This window comes from Streptomyces sp. NPDC087270 (assembly GCF_044744625.1).
GTDB lineage: Bacteria > Actinomycetota > Actinomycetes > Streptomycetales > Streptomycetaceae > Actinacidiphila.
The window spans coordinates 21,008-41,091 of sequence record NZ_JBIUYR010000027.1 but is presented as its reverse complement, the minus strand read 5'-3'; the positions used below and the strand labels follow the sequence as shown (position 1 = coordinate 41,091).

Below are 20,084 nucleotides of genomic sequence, written 5' to 3'. Positions count from 1 at the left end.
GTCCAGGCGTCGGGTGGCCACAAGGCTGCCAGGAGTTTTACTCTGAGTAAGGATGCGGCAGCTTCGGAATGGAGAACCGAAGGACATCCGGCGTCAGAAGCGACTGCTCTTGCGAAAGGGAGGTGGCTTACATGGCCACCGATTCGAGCCATTCGCCGACTTCTCCGTCGACGCGCTCCACCATCGAGGAACACCCGGACATCATGTCCCTGCGGGACCGGTATGCCGCGGTGTCGGACAAGCCGATGGCCGGCCTGATCGAGGGTCTGTGCCTCCTCACCGGTCTGTACCTGGCCATCTCGCCTTGGGTGGTGGGCTTCACCGGCCTCACCAGCCTGCGGGTCACCAACCTGGTGGTGGGTATCGCACTGGCCGTGCTGGCCATGGGGTTCGGCTCCGTCCTGGAGCGGACCCACGGACTCGGCTGGGTCGCGATTGCGATCGGCGCATGGACGATAGCGGCTCCTTGGGCGGTGTCGGGCCACGCCGACATCCACAAGGCGATCGTGAACAACGCGATTGTCGGTGGTGTTGCCATCCTGCTTGGGCTGGCCACGATGGGCCTGGGCCTGATGAAGCGGAGGGTCCGTAGCTGACGGGCTGACGCTCCACCGGACACCAGGAAGTACCAGAGCACGAAGAGAAGCGCGGGCGACCTCTCCGTCACCGGAGGGGCCGCCCACGTGTGTGTCGAGGGCGAGGCGGCGGCCGGAAAGGCCGTCAAGTAGGCGGTCGGGGCAGGTGTGTCGGGCCGCGGGCGGCCGGGCCGGGCGGTCTCTTCAGCCGGTCAGTCCAGGCCGTGCCGCTGGGCGTAGCGGGTGGCGGCGGCGCGGTCGCGGGAGCCGGTCTTGGCGAAGATCCGGTTGATGTGGGTCTTGATGGTGTTGCCGCTGAGGAAGAGTTCGCCGGCGATCTCGGCGTTGTTCCGGCCGCGGGCGATCAGCGCCAGGATCTCGGCCTCACGCCGGGTCAGCCCGTCCGGGAGTTCGGGGCGAGGGCCTGGCTCGGCAGCGGAGTTCGGGCCGGAACCCGCCGGGTCACCGAACGTCCCCCTGGCGCCGGCGTCCGTCCCCCGGTCGGGTTCGGCGGCGGCCAGCAGCGTGGCCTGCACCTGCGGGTGCAGCACCGTCAGCCCGGCGGTGGCGCTGCGCAGCGTCTGCGCGATGTGCAGCCGGTCCGCGTCCTTGGTGAGGTAGCTGCGCGCGCCCGCCCGGAGCGTCTCCAGCACCGACCGGTCGTCCGCGTAGGTGGTGAGCACCACGATGGCCACGTCCGGGTGCTCGGCGGTGAGCCGGCGGGTGGCCTCGATGCCGTCCATCACCGGCATGTGCAGGTCCAACAGGATCGCGTCCGGCTGCTGTTCGGCGACCACCGCGAGCGCCTGCCTGCCGTCGGCCGCCGAGCCGACCACGTCGATACCCGGCAGCAGGTCCAGCAACAGCACCAGCCCTTCGCGCACGGCGGCCTGGTCGTCCGCGATCACCACCCGCAGGGCGGGTTCTCCGGTCGCCGGGGGAGTGGGGTTCACGCCACTGCCCGCCCGTTCCTCGGCACGCGCGCGGTCACCTTCCAGCGACCTTCCGCCGGACCCGCGTCGAGGGTGCCGCCGAGCAGCAGCAGCCGCTCGCGCATCCCGGTCAGGCCGTAGCCGCCGTCGACGGTGGAGAAGCCGGCGGCCCGCCCGGCCGGGGAAGCGCCCGGCGCGTCCGGTGCGTTCGGCGCGTCCGGCGCGTCCGGCGGCGGGTCGGCGGGCGGCGGGGTGCCGCGGCCGAGCGGGTTGGTGAGGGTCAGTGTCACGTCGTGGTCCCCGTAGCGCAGATCGACGGTCACGGGCCGGTGCGGCGCGTGCTTGGCGGCGTTGGTCAGCGACTCCTGTGCGGTGCGCACCAGGGCCAGCGCCTGGTCCGGGGGCAGCGGCGCCGCGCCGCCGACCACGGTCAGCGTCACCGTACTCCCGTGCCGTTGCTCGTGGGTGGCCGCCATCCGCGCCAGTTCCTCGGCGAGCGGCGGGGTGTCGGTGCGCAGGGCGTGCACCGCGCGGCGGGTCTCGGACAGCCCGTCCGAGGCCATCCGCTGCGCGGTGGTGAGCACGTCGATCGCCCGGTCGGTGTCCTGGTGGTCGGTCAGCAGGGCGCGGGCGGCCTGGATCTGGATGCCGAGGGCGCCGAGCGAGTGGGCGAGCACGTCGTGGATCTCGCGGGCGATCCGGGTGCGTTCGTCGAGCACGGCGACCCGGCGCTGCTCGGAACGCAGCCGCTCCGCCTGGTCGAGCAGCGCCTTGCTCTGTGCGGCCTGGACCCGGTAGGCGCGGCGGTTGAAGCCCGCAAGCAGCGCGAAGGCGAACAGCAGGGGGACGCCCTGCGCGGCCTTCGGGTCCGCGCTGCTGAACAGCAGACCGACCTCCGCGGCCAGCGCCCCCGCGCCGAACACGTACCAGCCCTCGGCCCGCCGGATACCGGTGCCCGCGTCGATCGTTGCGATGAAGCCCACGCCCACGATCGTGGTCGCGCCCGGCTGCACCGCCACCGCGCCGGAGACCGACGCGAGCAGCGCCAGCACGGTCGTCCGCTGCGCCGAGGTGCCGCCGTCGCCGACGTTCAGCAGCGCCCACAGCACGAGCAGCACCCCGGACAGGCCGTACGCGATCGCGACCGCCGGACGTTCCACCGGACCGTACGAGTGGTGGCTGAACAGGTCGGCCCCGAACAGGGCATAGGCGAGCGCCCGGATCAGCCAGGACACGGAAGTCAGCACCTCGGCACGATAGCCCTGGTCGTGCTCGGCGCCCGAGCCGTGCGTCCGGCCGGTGGCCCCCGGCCCGCGGAGCGCCGTACGGCTCCCGCGCGCGACCGCGGGCGCCGATGTCACCGGTACCGCCGCGAGGCCCGGCGGTCGGTACGGTCACGGCGGGCGGCGTCGCCCCGGTCGTACGTGTCATACGTGTCGTACCGGTCATGGTCGTAGGTGTCCCGGCGGCGGGAGCGGTCGTCCCGGCCGTAAGCGTCGTACGGGTCGTACCGGCCGTCGTCGGCGCCGTCGCGGCCGGGGTGAGGGTGACCGCCCTGACCGCCCTGACCGCCTTGGCCGGTGAGGCGGGCGCCCAGGCCGGAGAGCTGGTCGGAAAGGAAGACCGAGCCGTCCTTCTCGCGGGCGAACGGGATGCCCATCGCCAGGGCGCGGCGGGTGATGAGCGCGGCCTGGCCGAGCCGGTTGACGCCCAGCATCAGCACGATCGGTGCGGTCGAGGCGGCCACGTGGGCGCCGAGCGCGCTCGCCAGGACCGTCATGGCCACCCGGGAGCCGACCAGGGCGGCCCACAGCAGCAGGCTGCGCGGCGGCATCCGCCCCCACAGGCCGCCTTCGCGGTTCTCCAGCCGCATCATCGCGCCCTGCCCGGCGCCGATCGCCGCCGCGATCACGCCACTGGCGACCAGGCACGCCACGTCCACCGGGCGCACATGGTGGCTTCCGCCGCCCAGCCGGGTCAGCCCGACCACCACCAGGATCGCGGGCAGCAGCAGCACCCGCTTGCCGCGCAGCGACTCGCCGAGCAGTTGGCGGCCGATGACGTAGACCACGACCGCGATCACGGCCAGTACCTCGAGCACGGGAAGCTCCTCCGGTCAGCGGCGGCCCGGTCCGGCCTGCCACCAGCGACGTTACGGAGCCGGCCGGGCGCGGGCGTCACACCGCGGGGTGAGCCGCGGGGTGACGTCCAGGGGTGACGTCCAGGGGTGAGGCACGGGGTGACCGGGTGACGGGCGGGCGGCGCGGATCACCCCGGGAATCGCCCCGTGCTACGGCGCGGTCGTACCGGCGCGGAGCCGACGCTGTGGGGGTCGGGTCGTACCCCCCGGCGCCCGGCGCCCGGCGCCCGGCGCCCGGCGCTCCAAGGCCGAGCCGGCCGACATCGCCACCACCCCGAACCACGTCCACCGTCCCCGGCCACCCCGAACCACCTCCGCGCACTCCGAGACAGGGACTCCGCTCATGTCCACGCTCACCCAAGCCATGGTGATCAACGCCGTCGTCCTCTTCGCCGTCCTGGAGGCGGACCTCGGGCCGCACCGCAAGATCGGCGCCTTCCGCATCCTGCGGCCGCTGTTGACGTCGGGCGCGATCGTCCCGCTGTTCCTCGCGTCGCCCGCCACCCACGGGGACGGGCTCGGCATGGAACTGGTCGCCGTCGTCGCCGGGGTCGTCGCCGGGCTGGCCGCGGCCGGCCTCACCCACGTCTATGCCAGCCCCCGCACCGGAAAGCCGGTCAGCCGTACCGGCGTCGCCTACGCGGGTCTGTGGGTCGCCGTGATCGGTGCCCGCGCGGCCTTCTCCTACGGTTCCGAGCACTGGTTCTCCGCGCAGCTCGGGCACTGGATGATCCACCACCAGGTCACCGTGGACGCGCTCACGGACTCGCTGCTGCTGATGGCGGTGGCGATGACGCTGACCCGTACGCTCACGCTCGCCACGCAGGCGGCGGCCGTGCGCCGGCGGAACCGGGGGCCGGCCGTGGCGGCCTCGGCCTGAGCGCGGTGGCCCGGGCCGTGCCCGGCGGTGGCGCGGGCCGTACCCGGCGGCGGGCCCGGATCGTGCCCGGCGGCCGGTCGTGCCACGGGATCGGCGCCGGGAGGGGACACAATGCCGGGCATGGACGGGGAAGCGGTGGCCGCCGGCGGCGGGGACGGGCGGGGCGGTCACATCCGCGCCGCCCGTCCCGTCAGAGAGGTGTGAACCCTTTGACGACGAGCGACGACAGCGACGACGCGAACCTGCTGGCCCGCCACTTCGAGGAGTACCGCTCCCATCTGCGGTCGGTCGGCTACCGCATGCTCGGCTCCTTCAGCGAGGCCGACGACGCGGTGCAGGAGACGTGGCTGCGGCTGAACCGTACCGACCCCGACGGCATCGACAACCTCGGCGGCTGGCTCACCACCGTCACCGCCCGGGTCTGCCTCGACATGCTGCGCTCGCGTGCCGCGCGCCGCGAGGACTCCCTGGACACGCACGTGCCCGACCCGCTGGTGAGCGCGGCGGACGACCTCGATCCGGAACAGGAGGCGCTGCTCGCGGACTCGGTCGGCCTGGCGCTGCTCATCGTGCTGGACACCCTCGCCCCGGCCGAGCGCCTCGCGTTCGTGCTGCACGACATGTTCGCCGTGCCGTTCGACGACATCGCGCCCGTCGTCGGCCGGACCTCGGCCGCCGCGCGCCAACTCGCCAGCCGGGCCCGGCGGCGCGTCCAGGGCGCCGAGGCCACGCCCGATCCCGATCCGGGCCGGCAGCGGGCGGTGGTGAACGCCTTCCTCGCCGCCGCCCGGGACGGCGACTTCGACGGGCTCGTCGCCGTGCTCGACCCCGAGGTCGTGCTGCGCGCGGACGTCGGGGCGGGAGGGCGCGGCGTCTCCCAGGAGGTGCACGGCGCCGCCGATGTCGCCCGCCAGGCACTGCTGTTCCGCGGGGCGGGGGCCGCGCCGCGCCCGGTCGTCGTCAACGGCGCCCCGGGCACCCTCACGGTGGCCGGCGGCTTCCCCCGGGCGCTCGTCGCCTTCACCGTGCGGAACTCCCGCATCACCCACATCCACGTGCTCGCCGACCCCGACCGCCTCGCCGCACTCGACCTCCCTACGGACTAGGGCCGCGCGGGCGGCAAGCGGCAAGCGGCGGGCGGCGGGTGTCGGGCGCCGCCCGCCGAAGTGAAGTGGGGTGCTCCCCGCCGCTTCGGCTGCTCCCCGCCGCTCCGGCTGCTCCCTGCCGCTTCGGCTACTCCGCGCTGCTCGGCGTGCCGCGGAGCGCGGAGGCGAGGGCCGCGAGCAGGGACATCCCGGCCGCGGTCGCGAAGACGATGACCAGGCCGTGGTGGAAGGGCGAGGAGATGAGGTTCGGGAAGAACTCCTTCCCGGTGAGGACGTCGCGGTTGTGGGCGGGCAGCTTCGCCAGCGTCCCGGAGGGCTTCAGCAGCGTCTCGACCGGGTTCACCCCGAGGAACGCCGAGAACACCGTGGACACCGGTGGGAGCGTCGCCGCGTGGTGGGCGACCCCCGCCGGTACCCCCTGGGCCCGCAGCCCCGCCTGGAGCGTGCTCGGCAGGCGGTCTGCGAGCCCGACGATCAGCAGCGAGAAGAAGACGCCGATCGACAGCGACGTCCCCGAGTTCTGGAACGTGGACCGCATCCCGGAGGCCGCCCCGCGGTGCGTGGCCGGCACGCTCGACATGATCGCGGACGTGTTGGGCGCGGAGAACATCCCCGAGCCCATCCCGTTGAGCAGGATGAGCAGCGCGAACGCCCAGTAGGGGAAGTCGATCGGCAGCAGGAGCAGACCGACGAAGCTGGCACCGAAGAGCAGCAGCCCGCCGGTGGTGAACCAGCGCACTCCGAACCGGTCGGAGAGCGTCCCGGAGACCGGGCCGGCCAGCAGGAACCCGGCGGTCAGCGGCAGCAGGAAGATGCCCGCCCACAGCGGCGCGTCCTCGAAGGCGTAGCCGTGCAGCGGCAGCCAGATGCCCTGTAGCCAGATGATCAGCATGAACTGGAGCCCGCCGCGGGCGATGGAGGCGAGCAGCGCGGCGGCGTTCCCGGCGGCGAAACTCCGGTTGCGGAAGAGCCGGAGGGTGAACATCGGCTGCTTCACCCGGGTCTCGATCAGCCCGAACACGACCAGCAGCACGGCGCCGCCGATCAGCCCGGTGAGCACCTTGGGGCTGGTCCACCCCATGGTGTGTCCGCCGTAGGGCTGGATGCCGTAGGTGATGGAGACGAGGATCAGCCCGCAGCCCAGCGCGAAGGTGAGGTTGCCCCACCAGTCGATCTTCGCCGGGTTGCGCGCGGAGATCTCCCGCAGCGAGCGGTACGCCCAGATGGTGCCGAAGATGCCGACGGGGACGTTCACCCAGAACACCGCGCGCCAGTCCCACGCGGACAGCAGCCCGCCGAGCACCAGTCCGATGAACTGCCCGGACAGCGCCGAGATCTGGTTGATGCCGAGGGCCATGCCGCGCTGGCTGGCCGGGAAGGCGTCGGTGAGGATCGCCGCGGAGTTGGCCATCAGCATCGAGCCGCCCAGCGCCTGGACGATCCGCCAGCAGATCAGCCACAGCGCGCCGTGCGTGCCGTGCGCCGGGTCGAAGGAGAGCGCGATGGAGGCGAGCGTGAAGATGACGAAGCCGAGGTTGTAGATCTTCACCCGGCCGACGATGTCGCCCAGCCGCCCGAGGCTCACCACGAGCACCGCGGTGACCAGCAGGTAGCCCATGATCATCCACAGCAGGTAGGTGATGTTCCCGGCTGCGAACGGGTCGAGGTGGATGCCGCGGAAGATCGCGGGCATCGAGATGATGACGATCGACGCGTCCACCGTCGCCATGAACATTCCGAGGCTGGTGTTGGACAGCGCCACCCACTTGTAGCGGTCGGGGCGTTCACCCATGGGGCCGGACGGCTCGGCGGTGACGGTGGCGGCCGTGCTGCCGCCGGGACCGCGGGGACGGCCGCCCCCGCCGCTGCCCCGACCGCCGCTGCCCCGACCGCCGCTGCCCCGACCGCCGCTGCTCCGACCGCCGCCGCTCCCGCCATCGCCGGCTCCGCCTCCCGCGGCCCCTCCCGCACCGTCGCCCGGACCTCGGCCGGGTCCCCCGGGGGAACTGCCGGACGGCGGCTGCTCAGACACGTCGGGTGATCCTTTCCAGCAGGGGGATCGCGGCCGCCAACTGCTCCTGCTCGCGCGGGCTCAGTTCCTCGCCGATGGCGAGGGTGAGCCGGCGGGCCCGTTCGCGGCGGGCGCCGTGCAGGCCGTCGCGGCCGCTGTCGGTGAGCGATACGACGATCCGGCGGCCGTCGTGCGGGTCCTGCGCGCGGGAGACCAGACCGCGTTCGGCCAGCACCCCGACGATCGTGCACATCGACTGCGGCCTGATCCCCTCGCGCGCGGCCAGCTCCGACGCGGTGGCCGGGCCGTCCCGGTCCAGCAGCACCAGCGCCGAGGTCTGGGACAAGGTCAGTTCGCCGTCCGGCTTGACGGTGCGCAGCCGCCGGGTCAGCGGGCCGAGCGCGGCCCGCAGGTCCGTGGCGATACGGGCCGGGCCGCCGGGCGGCGCCTCGGCGGGGGCCGGGTCCGGACTCTGAGCCGGTGTCAGGGCCGATGCCGGGTGCGGCGGCGGGTCCGGCGGCGGCTCCTGTGCTGGGGTCGCGGTCGGAGGACCGCCGGTTGATGACATGATCTTCAGTATAAACTGATCAGTCCAGCCTTATGGTATAGCTGACGCCCATGAGCGATTCCCTCCCCGGACCTTCCACCGGCTCGCTGACCGCGACCACCGTCTCCCTCGCCGGTCACGGCGGCGACGCGATCGAGGCGTACCTAGCCCGTCCGGAGGGCGACGCCCGCCGCGGCGGTGTCGTCGTCATCCACCACATGCCCGGATACGACCGGCAGACGAAGGAGATGGTCCGCCGCTTCGCCGAGTCGGGCTACGACGCGGTCTGCCCCAACCTCTACACGCGGGAGGCCCCCGGCGCGGCCCCCGACGACGCGGCGGCCGTGGCCCGTGCGCAGGGCGGCGTGCCCGACGAGCGGCTGATCGGCGACGTGGCCGGCGCCGCCGCCTATCTGCGGGCGCTGCCCACCTCCAACGGCAAGGTCGGTGTCATCGGGCACTGTTCGGGCGGCCGCCAGGCCGTGCTCGCCGGCTGCGCCACGGACGTGGACGCGGTGGTGGACTGCTACGGCGCCTTCGTCATCGGCCCGGTGCCCGAGGGCTCCCCGATGAAGGTCACCAGCCTCGTGGACCGGCTCCCCGACCTGGGGGCTCCGCTGCTCGGCCTCTTCGGCGATGAGGACACCCACCCCGGCCCGGCCGAGGTCGCCGAACTCGGCCGCCTGCTCACCGAGTCGGACAAGGCCTTCGAGTTCCACACCTACCCGGGCGCCGGCCACGGCTTCTTCGCGGTGAACCGCCCCAACTACAACGTCGCGGCGGCGAACGACGGTTGGGAGCGGATCGAGGAGTTCTACGGCCGGCACCTCGCCGGCAGCGAGCGGAGCTGACCCGACCATGTGCACCTACACCACCGTCAAGGACGTCGTCGACGGCAGCGCCAAGGGTCCCGGCAGCCCGTGGTTCCACGTCACCGACGTGACCGTCTACTTCGACCACCCGGTCCACGCGATGGCCGAGCACACCCTGAACGTCGACTTCGCCGATCCGGCCAAGGGGCCCTCCGCCCGGGTGGCGTTGGAGCTGACCGCGGAGTCCGCGCGCACGCTGGTCGCCGCGATCCAGGAGGCGCTGGCCGCGGTGCCGGCGGAGATGCAGGTCTGACCGTTCCGCTCCGGCACGTCGGCCCGGGCGCGGGCCCGTTCCCCGCGCCCGGGCTCCTTTCTGTCCCGGGCCCCCTTGCGTGCTCCGTCCGAGCGGCCCGGCGCGGCCGTTGGCGATCTTCCTGTGATGATTGTCGTGACGCGTGTGGCGTTGCGCCACGGAGCTGTAACAGGCGCTGACTTGGGAAGTTGTCCATGTCAAGGTCGTCATGTCCGCGGGTGGTCGCCCCGTCCGGGGGCGGGATCGAACCCGTCACCACCGCGGCGGACGACAGCGTCGAGAGGGAAAGAGGAACAACATGCGTACCAGGACCGCTCGTTGGGGTCTGTCCACTGCCGTGCTCGTGGCCGCGGGGCTGGCGTTGACCGCGTGCGGACCTGACAACGGGAACTCCGCCGACGGTTCGTCCACCACGTCGCCGGTCGCCACGGGTGCCACGCAGGCCACCACCCCGCCCACCGCCACGAGCGGCCAGGGCTCCACCCAGGCCGCGCCGTCGGGGACGAGCACCGCCGGGAACTCGGGGGAGAAGTGCACCGACCGGATCGACTACGCGGGCGATCCGCGGTCCAACGCCGAGATCAACAGCATCGGTGAGCAGACCGGCAGTTGCCCATCGCCGTCCCCCGCCACCGCCACCGCCACCGGCAGCGGCAGCGGTGGCGGCGACGCGGACAACGCGCACACCGTCGTCGGCACCCTGGAGTACCTCGCGCCCGGCAAGCTGATCGTCAAGCCGCAAGGCGGCGGCACGGATCAGGCGTTCTACGTCTCCAACGCGACGACGATCCTCGGCGCGGCCGCGATCTGCTCGGGCCCCGACGGCAACGTGACCATCGGCAGCGACGACTACGGCACCACGAAGTGCACCGAGAGCCAGCTGGAGAAGGCCGCGAAGATGAGCAGCGTGACCGTCCGGGTCACCCTGGACCGCACGTCCGGCGGTGCCGACACGGTCGCCGAGCGGTACCACCCGTAAGACCGGCCGCCGGACCCTACTCCGTGTCGAGTCCGGCCAGGCCGCGCAGCGCGGCCTCCTCCTCCGCCGGCAGCCGGTGCGCCCGGGCGAGGCCCAGCGACTCCTCCCAGCACGCGCGGGCCGCGGCGCGGTCGCCGCGGGCCAGGTGCGCGCGGCCGAGGACCTCCAGGACGTCCGCCGCGGTGGCGCGGTCGCCGAGCCGGTCGAGCAGGGCGAGCGTCTCCTCGAGAGCGTCGACCGCCTCGGCGGGACGGCCCCGGGCGAGCCGGGCCTCGCCGAGACTGGTCAGGGTGCGGGCGATGCTGACCATCGAGCCGCGGGTGCGCCACGCCGCGAGCGCGTCACGGAAGCACTCCTCGGCGGCCACCGGGTCGCCCGCGTACAGGTGGGTGTCGCCGAGGTTGCCCAGCACCGTGGCCACCCGGTCGAAGTCGCCCAGCGAGCGGTGCAGTTCGAGCGACCGGTGGCCGTACTCCAGCGCGAGGCCGTACTCGCCGGTGCCGCGGTGCAGGGCGGTGAGGTTGGTGAGGATCGCGGCGACCCCGCGCTGGTCGCCGGCCGCCTCGAAGCGCGCGCGGGCGACGTGCAGATGGCCGAGGCTCACGTCGTACCGCTCGGCCATGCCGTGCGCGACGCCGAGCCTGCTGTGCATCCACGCCTGCCCTAGGACGTCGCCGTGCGCGGTGACGCAGGCCATCGCCTCCTCCAGGCAGGCGGTCCACTCGCCGGTCCACCAGTACGCCTGCGCGTAGCCGAACAATCCGGCCGCGGTGCGCCAGGCGATCTCCGGCCAGCCCTGGGTGATCGCGGTGGCGATCACCTCCTTGATCGCGGGCAGTTCGCGCACGCACCAGCGCAGCGCCTCCTCGTCGCTGGTGAACTCGACCACCGGCAGCGCCGGTTGCTCGTCGAGCGGCGGCAACGGGTGCCCCTCGGGCGCGAGTACGGCCAGCGAGGCGGCGACGGTGGCGGCGTACCAGACGGTGATCCTGCGCAGCGCGGCCCGGCGTTCCGCCGCGGTGAGTTCGGCGAGCGCGCAGACCGCGGCGTACTCGCCGACCAGGTCGTGGAAGCTGTACCGGCCCGGCTGCGGCGCCTCCAGCAGGTGCGCGTCGACGAGCGCTTCGAGGACGTCGTCGGCGGCGCCGGCGGACGTCCGGCCGAGCAGCGCCGCGGCCGCCGACGGGTCCAGCCCGTGCCCGGGCCAGACCCCCAGCGTCCGGAACGCGCGGGCAGCCGCGCGGTCCGCGGCGAGCAGGCCGTCCCGCATCGCGACATAGCTCATCGCGAAGGTGTCCTGGACCGCGAGGCCGCCGGTGGAAAGGGCGTGCAGCCGGGAGCCGCCCGGGCCGTCGAGGCGTTCGGCGAGCGCGGTCAGCGGCCAGTTGGGGCGGGCCGCCATCCGGGCGCCGGCGATCCGCAGCGCCAGCGGCAGCCCGCCGCACGCGGCCAACACCCCCGCCGCCGCCTCGGGTTCGGCCGCCACCCGCTGCCTGCCGCAGAGCGCGACCAGCAACTCCCGCTGCTCCTGGGCGGAGAGCGGCTCCAACGCCAGCCGCGCGGCGCCGGGCAGTTCGCCGAGGGTGCGGCGGCTGGTGACGACCACCGCGATGTCGCCGCCGCCCGGCAGCAGCGGCACCACCTGCGCCGCGTCGCCCGCGTTGTCCAGCATCAGCAGCACGCGCCGGCCGTGCAGCGCGTCACGCCACAACACCGCCCGGTCGTCCGGGTCTTCGGGCAGCGGCTGGCCGTCCGCGCCGAGGTCGCCGAGGAAGCGGGCCAGCAGGTCGGCGGGACTGCGGGCGCCACCGGCGCCGAACCCGCGCAGATCGGCGTAGAGCTGGCCGTCGGGGAACTCGGCCCGCAGCAGGTGGGCGGCGCGCACCGCGAGCGCGGTCTTGCCGACCCCGCCCATCCCGGAGACCACCGCCACCCGCGGGCCGCGGTGGTCCGCACCGCCCCGCAACGCGGCCAGCAGCGTGTCGAGCTCGGCGGCGCGGCCGGTGAAGTCCGGCGTGTCGGCGGGAAGTTGGGCCGGTGCGGGGCGGCGGCGGGCAGCGGGCGGGAGCCCCGCCGAGGCCGCCGCCCGGACGGGGGCCGCGGGCCGGTCGTGCGCCCCGGGACGGTCGCCGTCGCCGCCCCCGGGCCCTTCACCGGTGTCACCCGAGCCCTCGGTACGGTGCGTGGCGCGGTCCTGCCCGGGCCGCGAGGACGTGCGCCCGGCACCTGCCTGCTCCGGCGCCGGCCGGTCCCATCCGGGCACGGGCACGGGTACCGGCAGCACGGGCGCGGACGCGCGCGTGGGTTCGGACACGGATACGGCGCCGCCGGGCGTCGCGGCGACGGTGCCGGGCGGTCCGGACGCCCCGGCCGGGTGCGCGGGTGAGCGCGCGGGCGGGCCGGGCACCGTGGGCACGCCCCCGGGTCCCGCGGTGCCGTCGGCCGCTTCGGTGGTCGCGCCGCCGGAGGAGCCCCGGCCCGTACCCGGGACGGTCACCCCGGCGACCGCGCCGACCCCGCCGACCCCGCCGACCACGCCCGTACCGCCACCGGTGGCCTCGGCGGGCTCGCCGGCCGGGGCAGCGGGCGCGGCCCGGGTCTGCGCCGGCTCGGCCAGGATCTCCTGGTAGGTGGCCTGCACCGCGGAGTCCGGCTCCACGCCCAACTCGTCCACCAGGGTGCGGCGCAGCCCGTGGTAGACCGCGAGCGCCTCGGCCTGCCGATGGGTGCGGTGCAGCGTGAGCATGAGCTGCCGGTGGAAGGTCTCGCGCAGCGGGTGCGCGGCGGCCAGCCCGGCCAGCTCCGCGGCCATGCCCTGGTGCCGGCCGAGTGCCAGCTCCGCGTCGAAGCGCCACTCCATGGTGAGCAGCCGGGCCTCGGTGAGGTGCGCGGCGAGCGCCCGCAGCGCGTCGGAGCTCAGCGGTACGTCCGACAGCGGGTCGCCGCGCCACAGCGCCAGCGCGGCCCCGCACTCGGCGAGCACCGACGCCCAGTCCCCGGCGCGGTGCGCGGTGCGGGCGGCCGCGTGGTGGCCGAGGAAGATCCAGACGTCGAACTCGTCCTCGTCGTCGGCGATGTCCAGGACGTAACCGGGCGGCGCGGCGCGCAGCCGGGAGACGTCCCGGCCCTCCTCGTGCAGCACCCGGCGCAGCCTGGCCACGTGGTTGTGGAGCGACGCGGTGGCGGTGATGGGCGGGGCGTCGCCCCACAGCGCGGACTTGAGGTGGTGCAGCGGCACGGCGCGGCCGGGGGTGGCCAGCAGCGCGGCGAGCAGTGCGCGGACCTTCGCCGACCCGACCGGCCGGGGCAGGCCCTGGCCCGTGTCACCGCCCGCGTCTGCGCCCGTGCTCCCGCTCATGCCTCCGCCCGGGTCGCCGCCGGCGACGACCGTGACGGTGCCGAGCAGGCCGAACCGCATCCGTGGGCCTCCCTGGCCGGATCAGTCGCGAACGTGCCCGCGGCGCCGGACGCCGATGTCGCGCCACCTCGCGCGTGCCTTCGCCGCGTTCCGTGCCGTCGCGCGCGTCCTCGGGGCGGTGGCTCCTGGGCGGCAGACCGCCCGCTGCCGTACCCGGATCGGCCGCCGGGTGCGCCCGCCGGACGTCCACCGTGGCGCGCGACGACGCGGCACCGGGTCGGAACCGAGGGGACGGCCGACGCTGTGGGGACGAAACGTTAGCCATATGTTAGCGGTCGGTTGGCGCCCTTCCGCATGATGACGGAGTCGGGTTCGGCCGCTGCGGGTGTGCGTGGAAGCCCACCTTCCGCGAACGGGGGCACCTGTGTCGCGGCCGGACCCACATCCCGGACCGCATCCCGCACCCGCGTCCCGAACCGCGTCCCGAACCGCGTCCCGAACCGCGTCCCGAACCCGCCCGCCGGCCGCTCGCCCCGCGCCGTCGGCATGGCGTTGCGGGGCGCCGGTCCCCGCCGCTGCCAGACTCGGGGAATGCGTAAATTCTCCCTGGACGCCCAGGTACGCGAACATCTCCGCCAGGCCGCCGAGGCTTCCACCGGCCGCAGCGCGGAGACCCTCTACGGTGGCCACGAGCAGGCGCTGCGCCAGACCCTCATCGCGATGACCGCGCACACCTCTCTGGCCGACCACGAGACCCAGGGGGAGTCGACGCTACAGGTGCTGCGCGGCCGGGTCCGGCTCACCTGCGGCGACGACGTCTGGGAGGCGATGGCCGGGGACCTGCTGGTGCTTCCGCACGCCCGGCACGGCCTGGAGGCGCTGGAGGACAGCGCGGTCCTGCTGACGGTCGCGACGCTCCGCTGACCGCCTGACCGCCTGACCGCCTGACCGCCTGACCGCCTGACCGCCTGACCGCCTGACCGCCTGACCGCCTGACCGCTCTGACGGGCTGACCTGGACGGGCCGACCCGCCGCCCCAGGGCCGGCTGACGGGCTGACCCGGACCGGCCGACCGGCTGCCCGGGACACGGCTGACGGCCTGACCTGGACCGGCGCTACGAGCCGCCGCCCCGGCCTCGCCCGGCCCTCCGCTCCGCCGGACGGCCGCCTCGCCCGGCCCCGCCCTGTCCGATTGGGGCGGATTCGCGGCGCCGCTCGCCGCCGTTGCGGAAACCCGCCGTCCGGTCGCGTACGAGCGCTTCCGCGCAGGTCGGAGCGGGGGTGGCGGGGTGGGGTGAGGGTGTCCGGCACGCGGGACAAGGGGGGCTGGGTCTTCCCGTTCACCAGCTTTTTGCGCATGCTTTGAGTACCCGGGTAGCCGTCGGCAACGGTGGCCGGGTGACAATGCGACACTAGAGAGCTGTGAGTCGGCCATAACGAAACGAGGATCATCCCATGTTGCGAAACGGGTTGGAGCCGTGGCACCTGATCGTGGTGGCGATCGTCGTCATCGTGCTGTTCGGTTCCAAGAAGCTGCCTGAGGCCGCCCGCGGTCTCGGCAAGTCGATGCGCATCCTGAAGTCCGAGGCGAAGGCGATGAAGAGCGACGACGCGACGCCCGCCGGCGCCACGCCGCACGCCTCCACCACCCCGGCGCCCGACGCGATCACCCCCAGCGACGTGGTGACGGCCAACGAGGCGCAGACGCAGGAGCCCGCGACCGGCTCGGTGAAGTAGCGGCCCGGGGTGCGGGCGCACCCCAGGCCGTGACCGCCGGCGGCGGAGCGCGGCGCCGGCACCGGACGCGCCCCGCGCGCTCCGGCAGGTCCCCGCGCCCGTGACAGGCCCCCCGCTTCCGGGACCCGGCAGTCTTGGTACGTTCAGGACGTCCGGGTACGGGAAGCGAAGCGAGGGGGCCTGTTGTGTCGTCGGGGGCGGGTACGAGCACGGGGCACGGCAGCGGGGACGGGCCGGGGCACCCAGGCGGTTCGGGGCGCGCGGGTCGGACCGGGCACGCGACGGGCGACGGCGCCGTACCCCCGGAGTTCGTGGCCGGCTTCCCCGAGACGCTGGCCGAGATATCCCGCAGCTGCCGCACCCTCACCCGCGCGGAGCGGGAGAGCCGCCGCGTACTCGGCGAACACGCCGCCGACTCCGGGTTCGGGCTGCGTGAACTGACCGCCGTCCACCTCGCCGAGGCCCGGCGGGCCTGGCCGCACCTGCCGGGCGTGGCCGCGGCGCGCGACGCGGGCGAGCTGCGCCAGGTCGGCGGCGCCGTACTGGCCGCGCTGGAGACGGGGATCGCGGCCCTCGCCGAGGGGCACGCACGGGCCCAGCGGCACGCGGTGCGCCGTGCCGAGGCGGCCCGCCGGACGTTCATCGACGACCTCCTCTACGGCCGTAGCGATCCCGGCCGGATCGCCGAGCAGGCCGAGGGCTTCGGGCTGCGGCTGGCCGACCGCCATGTCGTCGCCGTCGCCGCGCCGCCCGCCGACGAGCCGTACCACGAGACGCACCCGCTGCTGCACCGCGTCGAGCGCGAGCTCGCCGGGCGCTTCGGCGACCACGACCTGCTCATCGCGTCGAAGGACGGCCGGCTGGTCTGCGTGGCCCCCACCGAGCAGCGGCCCGCCCTCGACGCCTTCGTCAAGCTCGCCGCCGCCGGGCGGGTGGCCATCAGCCGCCCGCACAGCGGCGCCGCCGGAGTGGTGCGCTCCTACGAGGAGGCGCTCAGCGCCCTCGACCTCGCGCACCGGCTGGGCCTGACCGCGTCCGTGCTCAACTCCGCGGACCTGCTGGTCTTCCCCGTCCTCATGCGCGACCGCGCCGCGATGTCCGACCTGGTCCGCACCGTGCTCGGTCCGCTCGTCCACGCCCGCGGCGGCGCCCAGCCGCTCGTCGAGACCATCTCCGTGTACGCCGCCGCCGGTTACGTCAACGCGGAGGCTGCGCGCCGGCTCGACCTCAGCGTGCGCGCGCTGTCCTACCGGCTCGAACGCATCGCCTCTCTCACCGGGTTCGACCCGGACGACGCGCTTCAGCGCTACACCCTCGAAACCGCGGCCCTTGGCGCCCGCCTCCTCGACTGGCCCACCCGCACCCTCTGATCCCGCCCCTGACCCCCCCGGGTGCCCCCGTCCTGTCGGCCCAGGGACCACCCGCCGGTGGTGGGTCGCACCCCCCTGCGGGGTAGCTGCCTCGTCCTCCTCTGACGGCCCGCTCTGGCTTGTCGCGCAGTTCCCCGCGCCCCTGGGGGGTGCTCGCCCGCCGTCCCACGGTGCCGCTGCACTGTGGCTGGTGGCGCAGTTCCCCGCGCCCCTGGGGGTGCTTGCCCGCCGTTCCACGGTGTTGCTGCACTGTGGCTGGTGGCGCAGTTCCCCGCGCCCCTGGGGGTGGTTGTTCGCCGTTCCACGGTGTTGCTGCACTGTGGCTGGTGGCGCAGTTCCTCGCGCCCCTGGGGGTGGTTGTTCGCCGTCTCACGGTGTTGCTGCACTGTGGCTGGTGGCGCAGTTCCTCGCGCCCCTGGGGGTGGTTGTTCGCCGTCCCAGGGTGTTGCTGCACTGTGGCTGGTGGCGCAGTTCCTCGCGCCCCTGGGGGTGCTTGCCCGCCGTCCCACAGTGCCCCGGCACCGTGGCTGGTCGCGCAGTTCCCCGCGCCCCTGGGTATGTGCGGCTGCTCCGCAGCGCACAGGCACCCGTACCGGGCAGGGGGGAACGGACACCCGACAACGGCGAGCAACCCCCAACAGGGGCGCGGGGAACTGCGCGACAAGCCACCCACGCACCGCAAGGTGAACGACCGACCGGAAGGGGCACCCACCCAGGGGCGCGGGGAACTGCGCGAGCAACCCACCACCGGCCCGCGGACGAGGACGAGGCAGCCACCCCGCAGGGGGAAGCCGAAGCGGCGACCAGCCACCCACGCACCGCAAGGTGGACGACGACCGGAAAGGGCAGGCACCCACCGGGGCAGGCTCAGCCCGGGCAGCCGTCCGGGTCAGCCCCGCCGCGGCCAGCGGCTTCGCACGCTTCCGCTTCCGCCTCGGCCTCCTCCTCCCGCACGGAATCGCACTCCGTGCGCAACCCCGCACTGATCGCGCGCCCGATCCCGCGCAGAGCATCGAGCTGCTCGGGCGTGAGGACGTCGAAGAGGTGCTCGCGCACCGCGGTGACATGCCCGGGCGCGGCAGCGGCGAGGGCGTCGAAGCCGGCTGGAGTCAGCTCGCAGACCCACCCGCGGCGGTCCCCGTCAGCCGGGCGCCGACGCACCCAGCCGTTCTTCTCCAGCGCGGAGACAGCATGCGAGAGACGGCTGCGCGAGGAGAGAGACGCGTCCGCCAGCTCGCTCATCCGAAGGCACCGCCCCGGCGACTCCGAGAGCCGGACCAGAATCTCGTAGTAGGCCATGGGCATGCCGGAGTCCCGGCGCAACTGACGATCGACATACGCGGAGAACTCCACGCTCGACGTCATGTAGGCCCGCCAGACCTCCTGCTCCTCTTCGGTCAGCCAGCGCACGTCGTCCATACGATCCAGCATACGTGTGGTTGAACTTTCAACACCAGAGCAGTATGGTCGGTGAAAGCTCAATGATCTCGCATACATCCCAGTTCCGTTTCGAGGAGCCCTCCCCATGAGCACGCAGACCGAAGTGATCGACGGCTACGTCGCCGGCACCTGGAAGATCGACACTGTGCACTCGGACGTGTCGTTCTACGTCCGCCACCTCGGTGTCTCGAAGGTCCGCGGTCACTTCGCGGCCTTCGAGGGCACCATCGTCACCGCCGAGAACCCGCTGGAGTCCACGGTCGAGGCCGTGATCAGGACGGACTCGGTGAGCACCAACAACGAGGGCCGCGACGCCCACGTGCGCGGCGAGGACTTCCTCCACGTCGAGCAGTTCCCCGAGCTGACGTTCACCACCACCGGCATCCGGGCCAAGTCCTCCGAGGTCTTCGAGGTCGACGGCAACCTGACGCTGCGCGGTGTGACCAAGCCCGTCACCCTCGCCCTGGAGCTGAACGGCTTCGGCGCCGGCTTCGACGGCAACGCGGTCGCCGGTTTCTCCGCGGCCACCGAGATCAGCCGTGGCGACTTCGGGGTGACCGGCGGCGCCGCCGGTGCCGCGGTCGGCGACAAGATCCGGATCGCCCTGGAGATCGAGGCCGCGAAGGTCGAGGCCTGAGGCACCCCTGATCCGGCCGGCCGTTGCTGATCGTTCCGGGCAACAGCCGCTGAACCGGGCCTACTTCACCACCGGGCCCGCCGCCGGACCAGCCTCGATCCACCCTCGATCCATCCTTGGTCCACCCCGATTCACCCTCGTTCCACCCAGGTTCCACCTTCTGACGACGGCCGTTGTGGGCGCTTGATCCGGCGCCTACGACGGCCGTCGCGTTTCGGTTGCAGGTGGACCAGGACATCTGAAGGCCGCCAAGTCTGCCGGGATGCGGAAATGCCGTACCCGCCCGCGCGCTGCCACGATCTGTCCGGCAGGACGGAACGGCAGAGGGGGGAGGCGCACCCGGCATGGGGGAGTTCGTCGATGTGTGCCTCGGCTTTCCGACCGTCCTGTTCGGGGGGGCGCTGGTGGTCGTGGTCGGCTTCTGGGGCCTGGTGCTGGTCGGCGCTGCCGACTCGCACGGCCCGGGCCACCACGGCGCCGACGGCGGCCACTCCATGGGACACGGGGGGTCCCATGGAGCGGCCCCGGCCTCCGGCGACGGGCTCGCGGGCCACGGCCACACCGGCCACGGCCACACCGGCCACGGCCACGACGGCGGCGCCCACGACGGCGCCCACGACGACGGCGACCACTCGGCCGACTCCGGCCTGCTGGCCGCCGCAGGGCTCGACGGCGTACCCGTCACCGTGGTGTTCTCGCTGCTCATCGCGCTCGGCTGGTTCCTGAGCCTGGCCGGCTCGGCGGCACTGAACGGCGCCGGGCTGCACGGGCCCGGCCGCGCCGTCGCCGACGTCGCCCTGATCGCCGCCGCGCTGGTCGGCGCCTGGCTGCTCACCTGGGTCCTGGTACGGCCGCTGCGCCGCCTGTTCCCGTACGAACTGCCGCCCTCCCGCGCGGACTTCGTGGGCCGGATCTGCGTGGTCCGCACCGGCACCGTCACCAGCCGGTTCGGCCAGGCCGAGGTGACCGCGCCCGACGGCTCCACCGCGATCGTCCAGGTCAGGCGGCCGGAAGAGGATACCGGCGGCCCCCTCGCGGCCGGCAGCAGCGCGCTGCTCTACGACTACGACCCGCAGGGCGAGTTCTTCTGGGCCGCACCCTACGAGGACCCGGCCGCCGGACCGCCGCCGCCGGGTGCCCGGTCCCTGACCTGACTCGACCTGTCCCGTCCTGTCCTGACCGCGGCGCGCCATGTCCCGCCGCACATCTGACACCCACTCATATCCGCTTCACCGCATCGAGGTTGG

Annotated in this window: 18 protein-coding genes; 11 read left to right on the top strand and 7 right to left on the bottom strand. The window is 74.0% G+C overall.

Annotated features, from left to right (window positions below; genetic code table 11):
- The first annotated feature begins 131 nt into the window (after positions 1–131).
- Positions 132–596, top strand: a complete 465-nt coding sequence (locus ACIPAE_RS36485) for an SPW repeat protein (RefSeq protein ID WP_329368030.1) — start codon at positions 132–134, stop codon at positions 594–596.
- Positions 597–787: 191 nt separating this feature from the next.
- Here ACIPAE_RS36485 and ACIPAE_RS36480 read toward each other — a convergent pair whose 3' ends face one another.
- From ACIPAE_RS36480 to ACIPAE_RS36470, 3 genes are all read right to left on the bottom strand, one after another.
- Complete coding sequence (locus ACIPAE_RS36480) at positions 788–1,528, bottom strand: response regulator transcription factor (protein ID WP_366412789.1); 741 nt, start codon at positions 1,526–1,528, stop codon at positions 788–790.
- Entirely contained in the window at positions 1,525–2,754 is a 1,230-nt protein-coding gene (locus ACIPAE_RS36475; RefSeq protein WP_402451277.1) for a sensor histidine kinase, read from the bottom strand. Before ACIPAE_RS36475 ends, ACIPAE_RS36480 begins: the two co-directional genes overlap by 4 nt.
- 110 nt (positions 2,755–2,864) lie before the next feature.
- A complete protein-coding gene (locus ACIPAE_RS36470) occupies positions 2,865–3,608 on the bottom strand; it encodes a hypothetical protein (protein WP_402451275.1) in 744 nt (247 codons plus the stop codon).
- Between the two features lie 382 nt (positions 3,609–3,990).
- Here ACIPAE_RS36470 and ACIPAE_RS36465 point away from each other — a divergent pair, with 382 nt between their 5' ends.
- Positions 3,991–4,527: a hypothetical protein gene (locus ACIPAE_RS36465; protein WP_402451273.1), complete on the top strand. Its 537-nt coding sequence runs from the start codon at positions 3,991–3,993 to the stop codon at positions 4,525–4,527.
- Positions 4,528–4,736: 209 nt separating this feature from the next.
- The gene (locus ACIPAE_RS36460; protein WP_402451270.1) at positions 4,737–5,633 is read left to right on the top strand and encodes a sigma-70 family RNA polymerase sigma factor; all 897 of its coding nucleotides are present in this window, start codon (positions 4,737–4,739) and stop codon (positions 5,631–5,633) included.
- Positions 5,634–5,760: 127 nt separating this feature from the next.
- Here ACIPAE_RS36460 and ACIPAE_RS36455 read toward each other — a convergent pair whose 3' ends face one another.
- A complete protein-coding gene (locus tag ACIPAE_RS36455) occupies positions 5,761–7,425 on the bottom strand; it encodes an MFS transporter (RefSeq protein WP_329368042.1) in 1,665 nt (554 codons plus the stop codon).
- Positions 7,426–7,657: 232 nt separating this feature from the next.
- Positions 7,658–8,212 (bottom strand): MarR family winged helix-turn-helix transcriptional regulator, encoded by a 555-nt coding sequence (locus ACIPAE_RS36450; RefSeq protein WP_402451268.1) that lies wholly within the window; start codon positions 8,210–8,212, stop codon positions 7,658–7,660.
- Positions 8,213–8,262: 50 nt separating this feature from the next.
- Between ACIPAE_RS36450 and ACIPAE_RS36445 the strand changes: the two genes are divergently transcribed.
- From ACIPAE_RS36445 to ACIPAE_RS36435, 3 genes are all read left to right on the top strand, one after another.
- Positions 8,263–9,042: a dienelactone hydrolase family protein gene (locus tag ACIPAE_RS36445; protein ID WP_402451266.1), complete on the top strand. Its 780-nt coding sequence runs from the start codon at positions 8,263–8,265 to the stop codon at positions 9,040–9,042.
- Positions 9,043–9,049: 7 nt separating this feature from the next.
- Positions 9,050–9,316, top strand: a complete 267-nt coding sequence (locus tag ACIPAE_RS36440) for a DUF6295 family protein (protein WP_329368047.1) — start codon at positions 9,050–9,052, stop codon at positions 9,314–9,316.
- Between the two features lie 298 nt (positions 9,317–9,614).
- Positions 9,615–10,295, top strand: a complete 681-nt coding sequence (locus ACIPAE_RS36435; protein WP_402451263.1) for a hypothetical protein — start codon at positions 9,615–9,617, stop codon at positions 10,293–10,295.
- A gap of 16 nt (positions 10,296–10,311) precedes the next feature.
- Here ACIPAE_RS36435 and ACIPAE_RS36430 read toward each other — a convergent pair whose 3' ends face one another.
- Entirely contained in the window at positions 10,312–13,713 is a 3,402-nt protein-coding gene (locus tag ACIPAE_RS36430; RefSeq protein WP_402451261.1) for an AfsR/SARP family transcriptional regulator, read from the bottom strand.
- Positions 13,714–14,244: 531 nt separating this feature from the next.
- Between ACIPAE_RS36430 and ACIPAE_RS36425 the strand changes: the two genes are divergently transcribed.
- The 3 genes from ACIPAE_RS36425 (at position 14,245) to ACIPAE_RS36415 (ending at position 16,760) form a co-directional block, all read left to right on the top strand.
- On the top strand, positions 14,245–14,577 hold the full coding sequence (locus ACIPAE_RS36425) for a cupin domain-containing protein (protein ID WP_329368051.1): 333 nt from the start codon (positions 14,245–14,247) through the stop codon (positions 14,575–14,577).
- Between the two features lie 531 nt (positions 14,578–15,108).
- Complete coding sequence (gene tatA / locus ACIPAE_RS36420) at positions 15,109–15,390, top strand: Sec-independent protein translocase subunit TatA (protein WP_329368053.1); 282 nt, start codon at positions 15,109–15,111, stop codon at positions 15,388–15,390.
- Between the two features lie 311 nt (positions 15,391–15,701).
- Positions 15,702–16,760 carry a helix-turn-helix domain-containing protein gene (locus ACIPAE_RS36415; RefSeq protein WP_329368054.1) on the top strand — a complete coding sequence of 353 codons (1,059 nt, stop codon included), beginning with the start codon at positions 15,702–15,704 and terminating at the stop codon, positions 16,758–16,760.
- An 867-nt stretch (positions 16,761–17,627) separates the two neighbouring features.
- Here ACIPAE_RS36415 and ACIPAE_RS36410 read toward each other — a convergent pair.
- Positions 17,628–18,179, bottom strand: coding sequence for a MarR family winged helix-turn-helix transcriptional regulator (locus tag ACIPAE_RS36410; protein ID WP_402451258.1), 552 nt, complete (start codon positions 18,177–18,179; stop codon positions 17,628–17,630).
- Between the two features lie 106 nt (positions 18,180–18,285).
- Between ACIPAE_RS36410 and ACIPAE_RS36405 the strand changes: the two genes are divergently transcribed.
- The gene (locus tag ACIPAE_RS36405; RefSeq protein WP_329368057.1) at positions 18,286–18,837 is read left to right on the top strand and encodes a YceI family protein; all 552 of its coding nucleotides are present in this window, start codon (positions 18,286–18,288) and stop codon (positions 18,835–18,837) included.
- A gap of 344 nt (positions 18,838–19,181) precedes the next feature.
- Positions 19,182–19,991, top strand: a complete 810-nt coding sequence (locus tag ACIPAE_RS36400) for a hypothetical protein (RefSeq protein WP_402451255.1) — start codon at positions 19,182–19,184, stop codon at positions 19,989–19,991.
- The last annotated feature ends 93 nt before the right edge of the window (positions 19,992–20,084 follow it).

Excerpts from the sequence above, each read along its gene's own strand:
- ACIPAE_RS36485 (WP_329368030.1), top strand. The coding sequence starts at position 132 with ATGGCCACCGATTCGAGCCATTCGCCGACTTCTCCGTCGACGCGCTCC.
- ACIPAE_RS36465 (WP_402451273.1), top strand. The coding sequence starts at position 3,991 with ATGTCCACGCTCACCCAAGCCATGGTGATCAACGCCGTCGTCCTCTTC.
- ACIPAE_RS36455 (WP_329368042.1), bottom strand. The coding sequence starts at position 7,425 with ATGGGTGAACGCCCCGACCGCTACAAGTGGGTGGCGCTGTCCAACACC.
- ACIPAE_RS36450 (WP_402451268.1), bottom strand. The coding sequence starts at position 8,212 with ATGTCATCAACCGGCGGTCCTCCGACCGCGACCCCAGCACAGGAGCCG.
- ACIPAE_RS36445 (WP_402451266.1), top strand. The coding sequence starts at position 8,263 with ATGAGCGATTCCCTCCCCGGACCTTCCACCGGCTCGCTGACCGCGACC.
- ACIPAE_RS36440 (WP_329368047.1), top strand. The coding sequence starts at position 9,050 with ATGTGCACCTACACCACCGTCAAGGACGTCGTCGACGGCAGCGCCAAG.
- ACIPAE_RS36435 (WP_402451263.1), top strand. The coding sequence starts at position 9,615 with ATGCGTACCAGGACCGCTCGTTGGGGTCTGTCCACTGCCGTGCTCGTG.
- ACIPAE_RS36430 (WP_402451261.1), bottom strand. The coding sequence starts at position 13,713 with ATGCGGTTCGGCCTGCTCGGCACCGTCACGGTCGTCGCCGGCGGCGAC.
- ACIPAE_RS36425 (WP_329368051.1), top strand. The coding sequence starts at position 14,245 with ATGCGTAAATTCTCCCTGGACGCCCAGGTACGCGAACATCTCCGCCAG.
- tatA (WP_329368053.1), top strand. The coding sequence starts at position 15,109 with ATGTTGCGAAACGGGTTGGAGCCGTGGCACCTGATCGTGGTGGCGATC.
- ACIPAE_RS36410 (WP_402451258.1), bottom strand. The coding sequence starts at position 18,179 with ATGGACGACGTGCGCTGGCTGACCGAAGAGGAGCAGGAGGTCTGGCGG.
- ACIPAE_RS36405 (WP_329368057.1), top strand. The coding sequence starts at position 18,286 with ATGAGCACGCAGACCGAAGTGATCGACGGCTACGTCGCCGGCACCTGG.
- ACIPAE_RS36400 (WP_402451255.1), top strand. The coding sequence starts at position 19,182 with ATGGGGGAGTTCGTCGATGTGTGCCTCGGCTTTCCGACCGTCCTGTTC.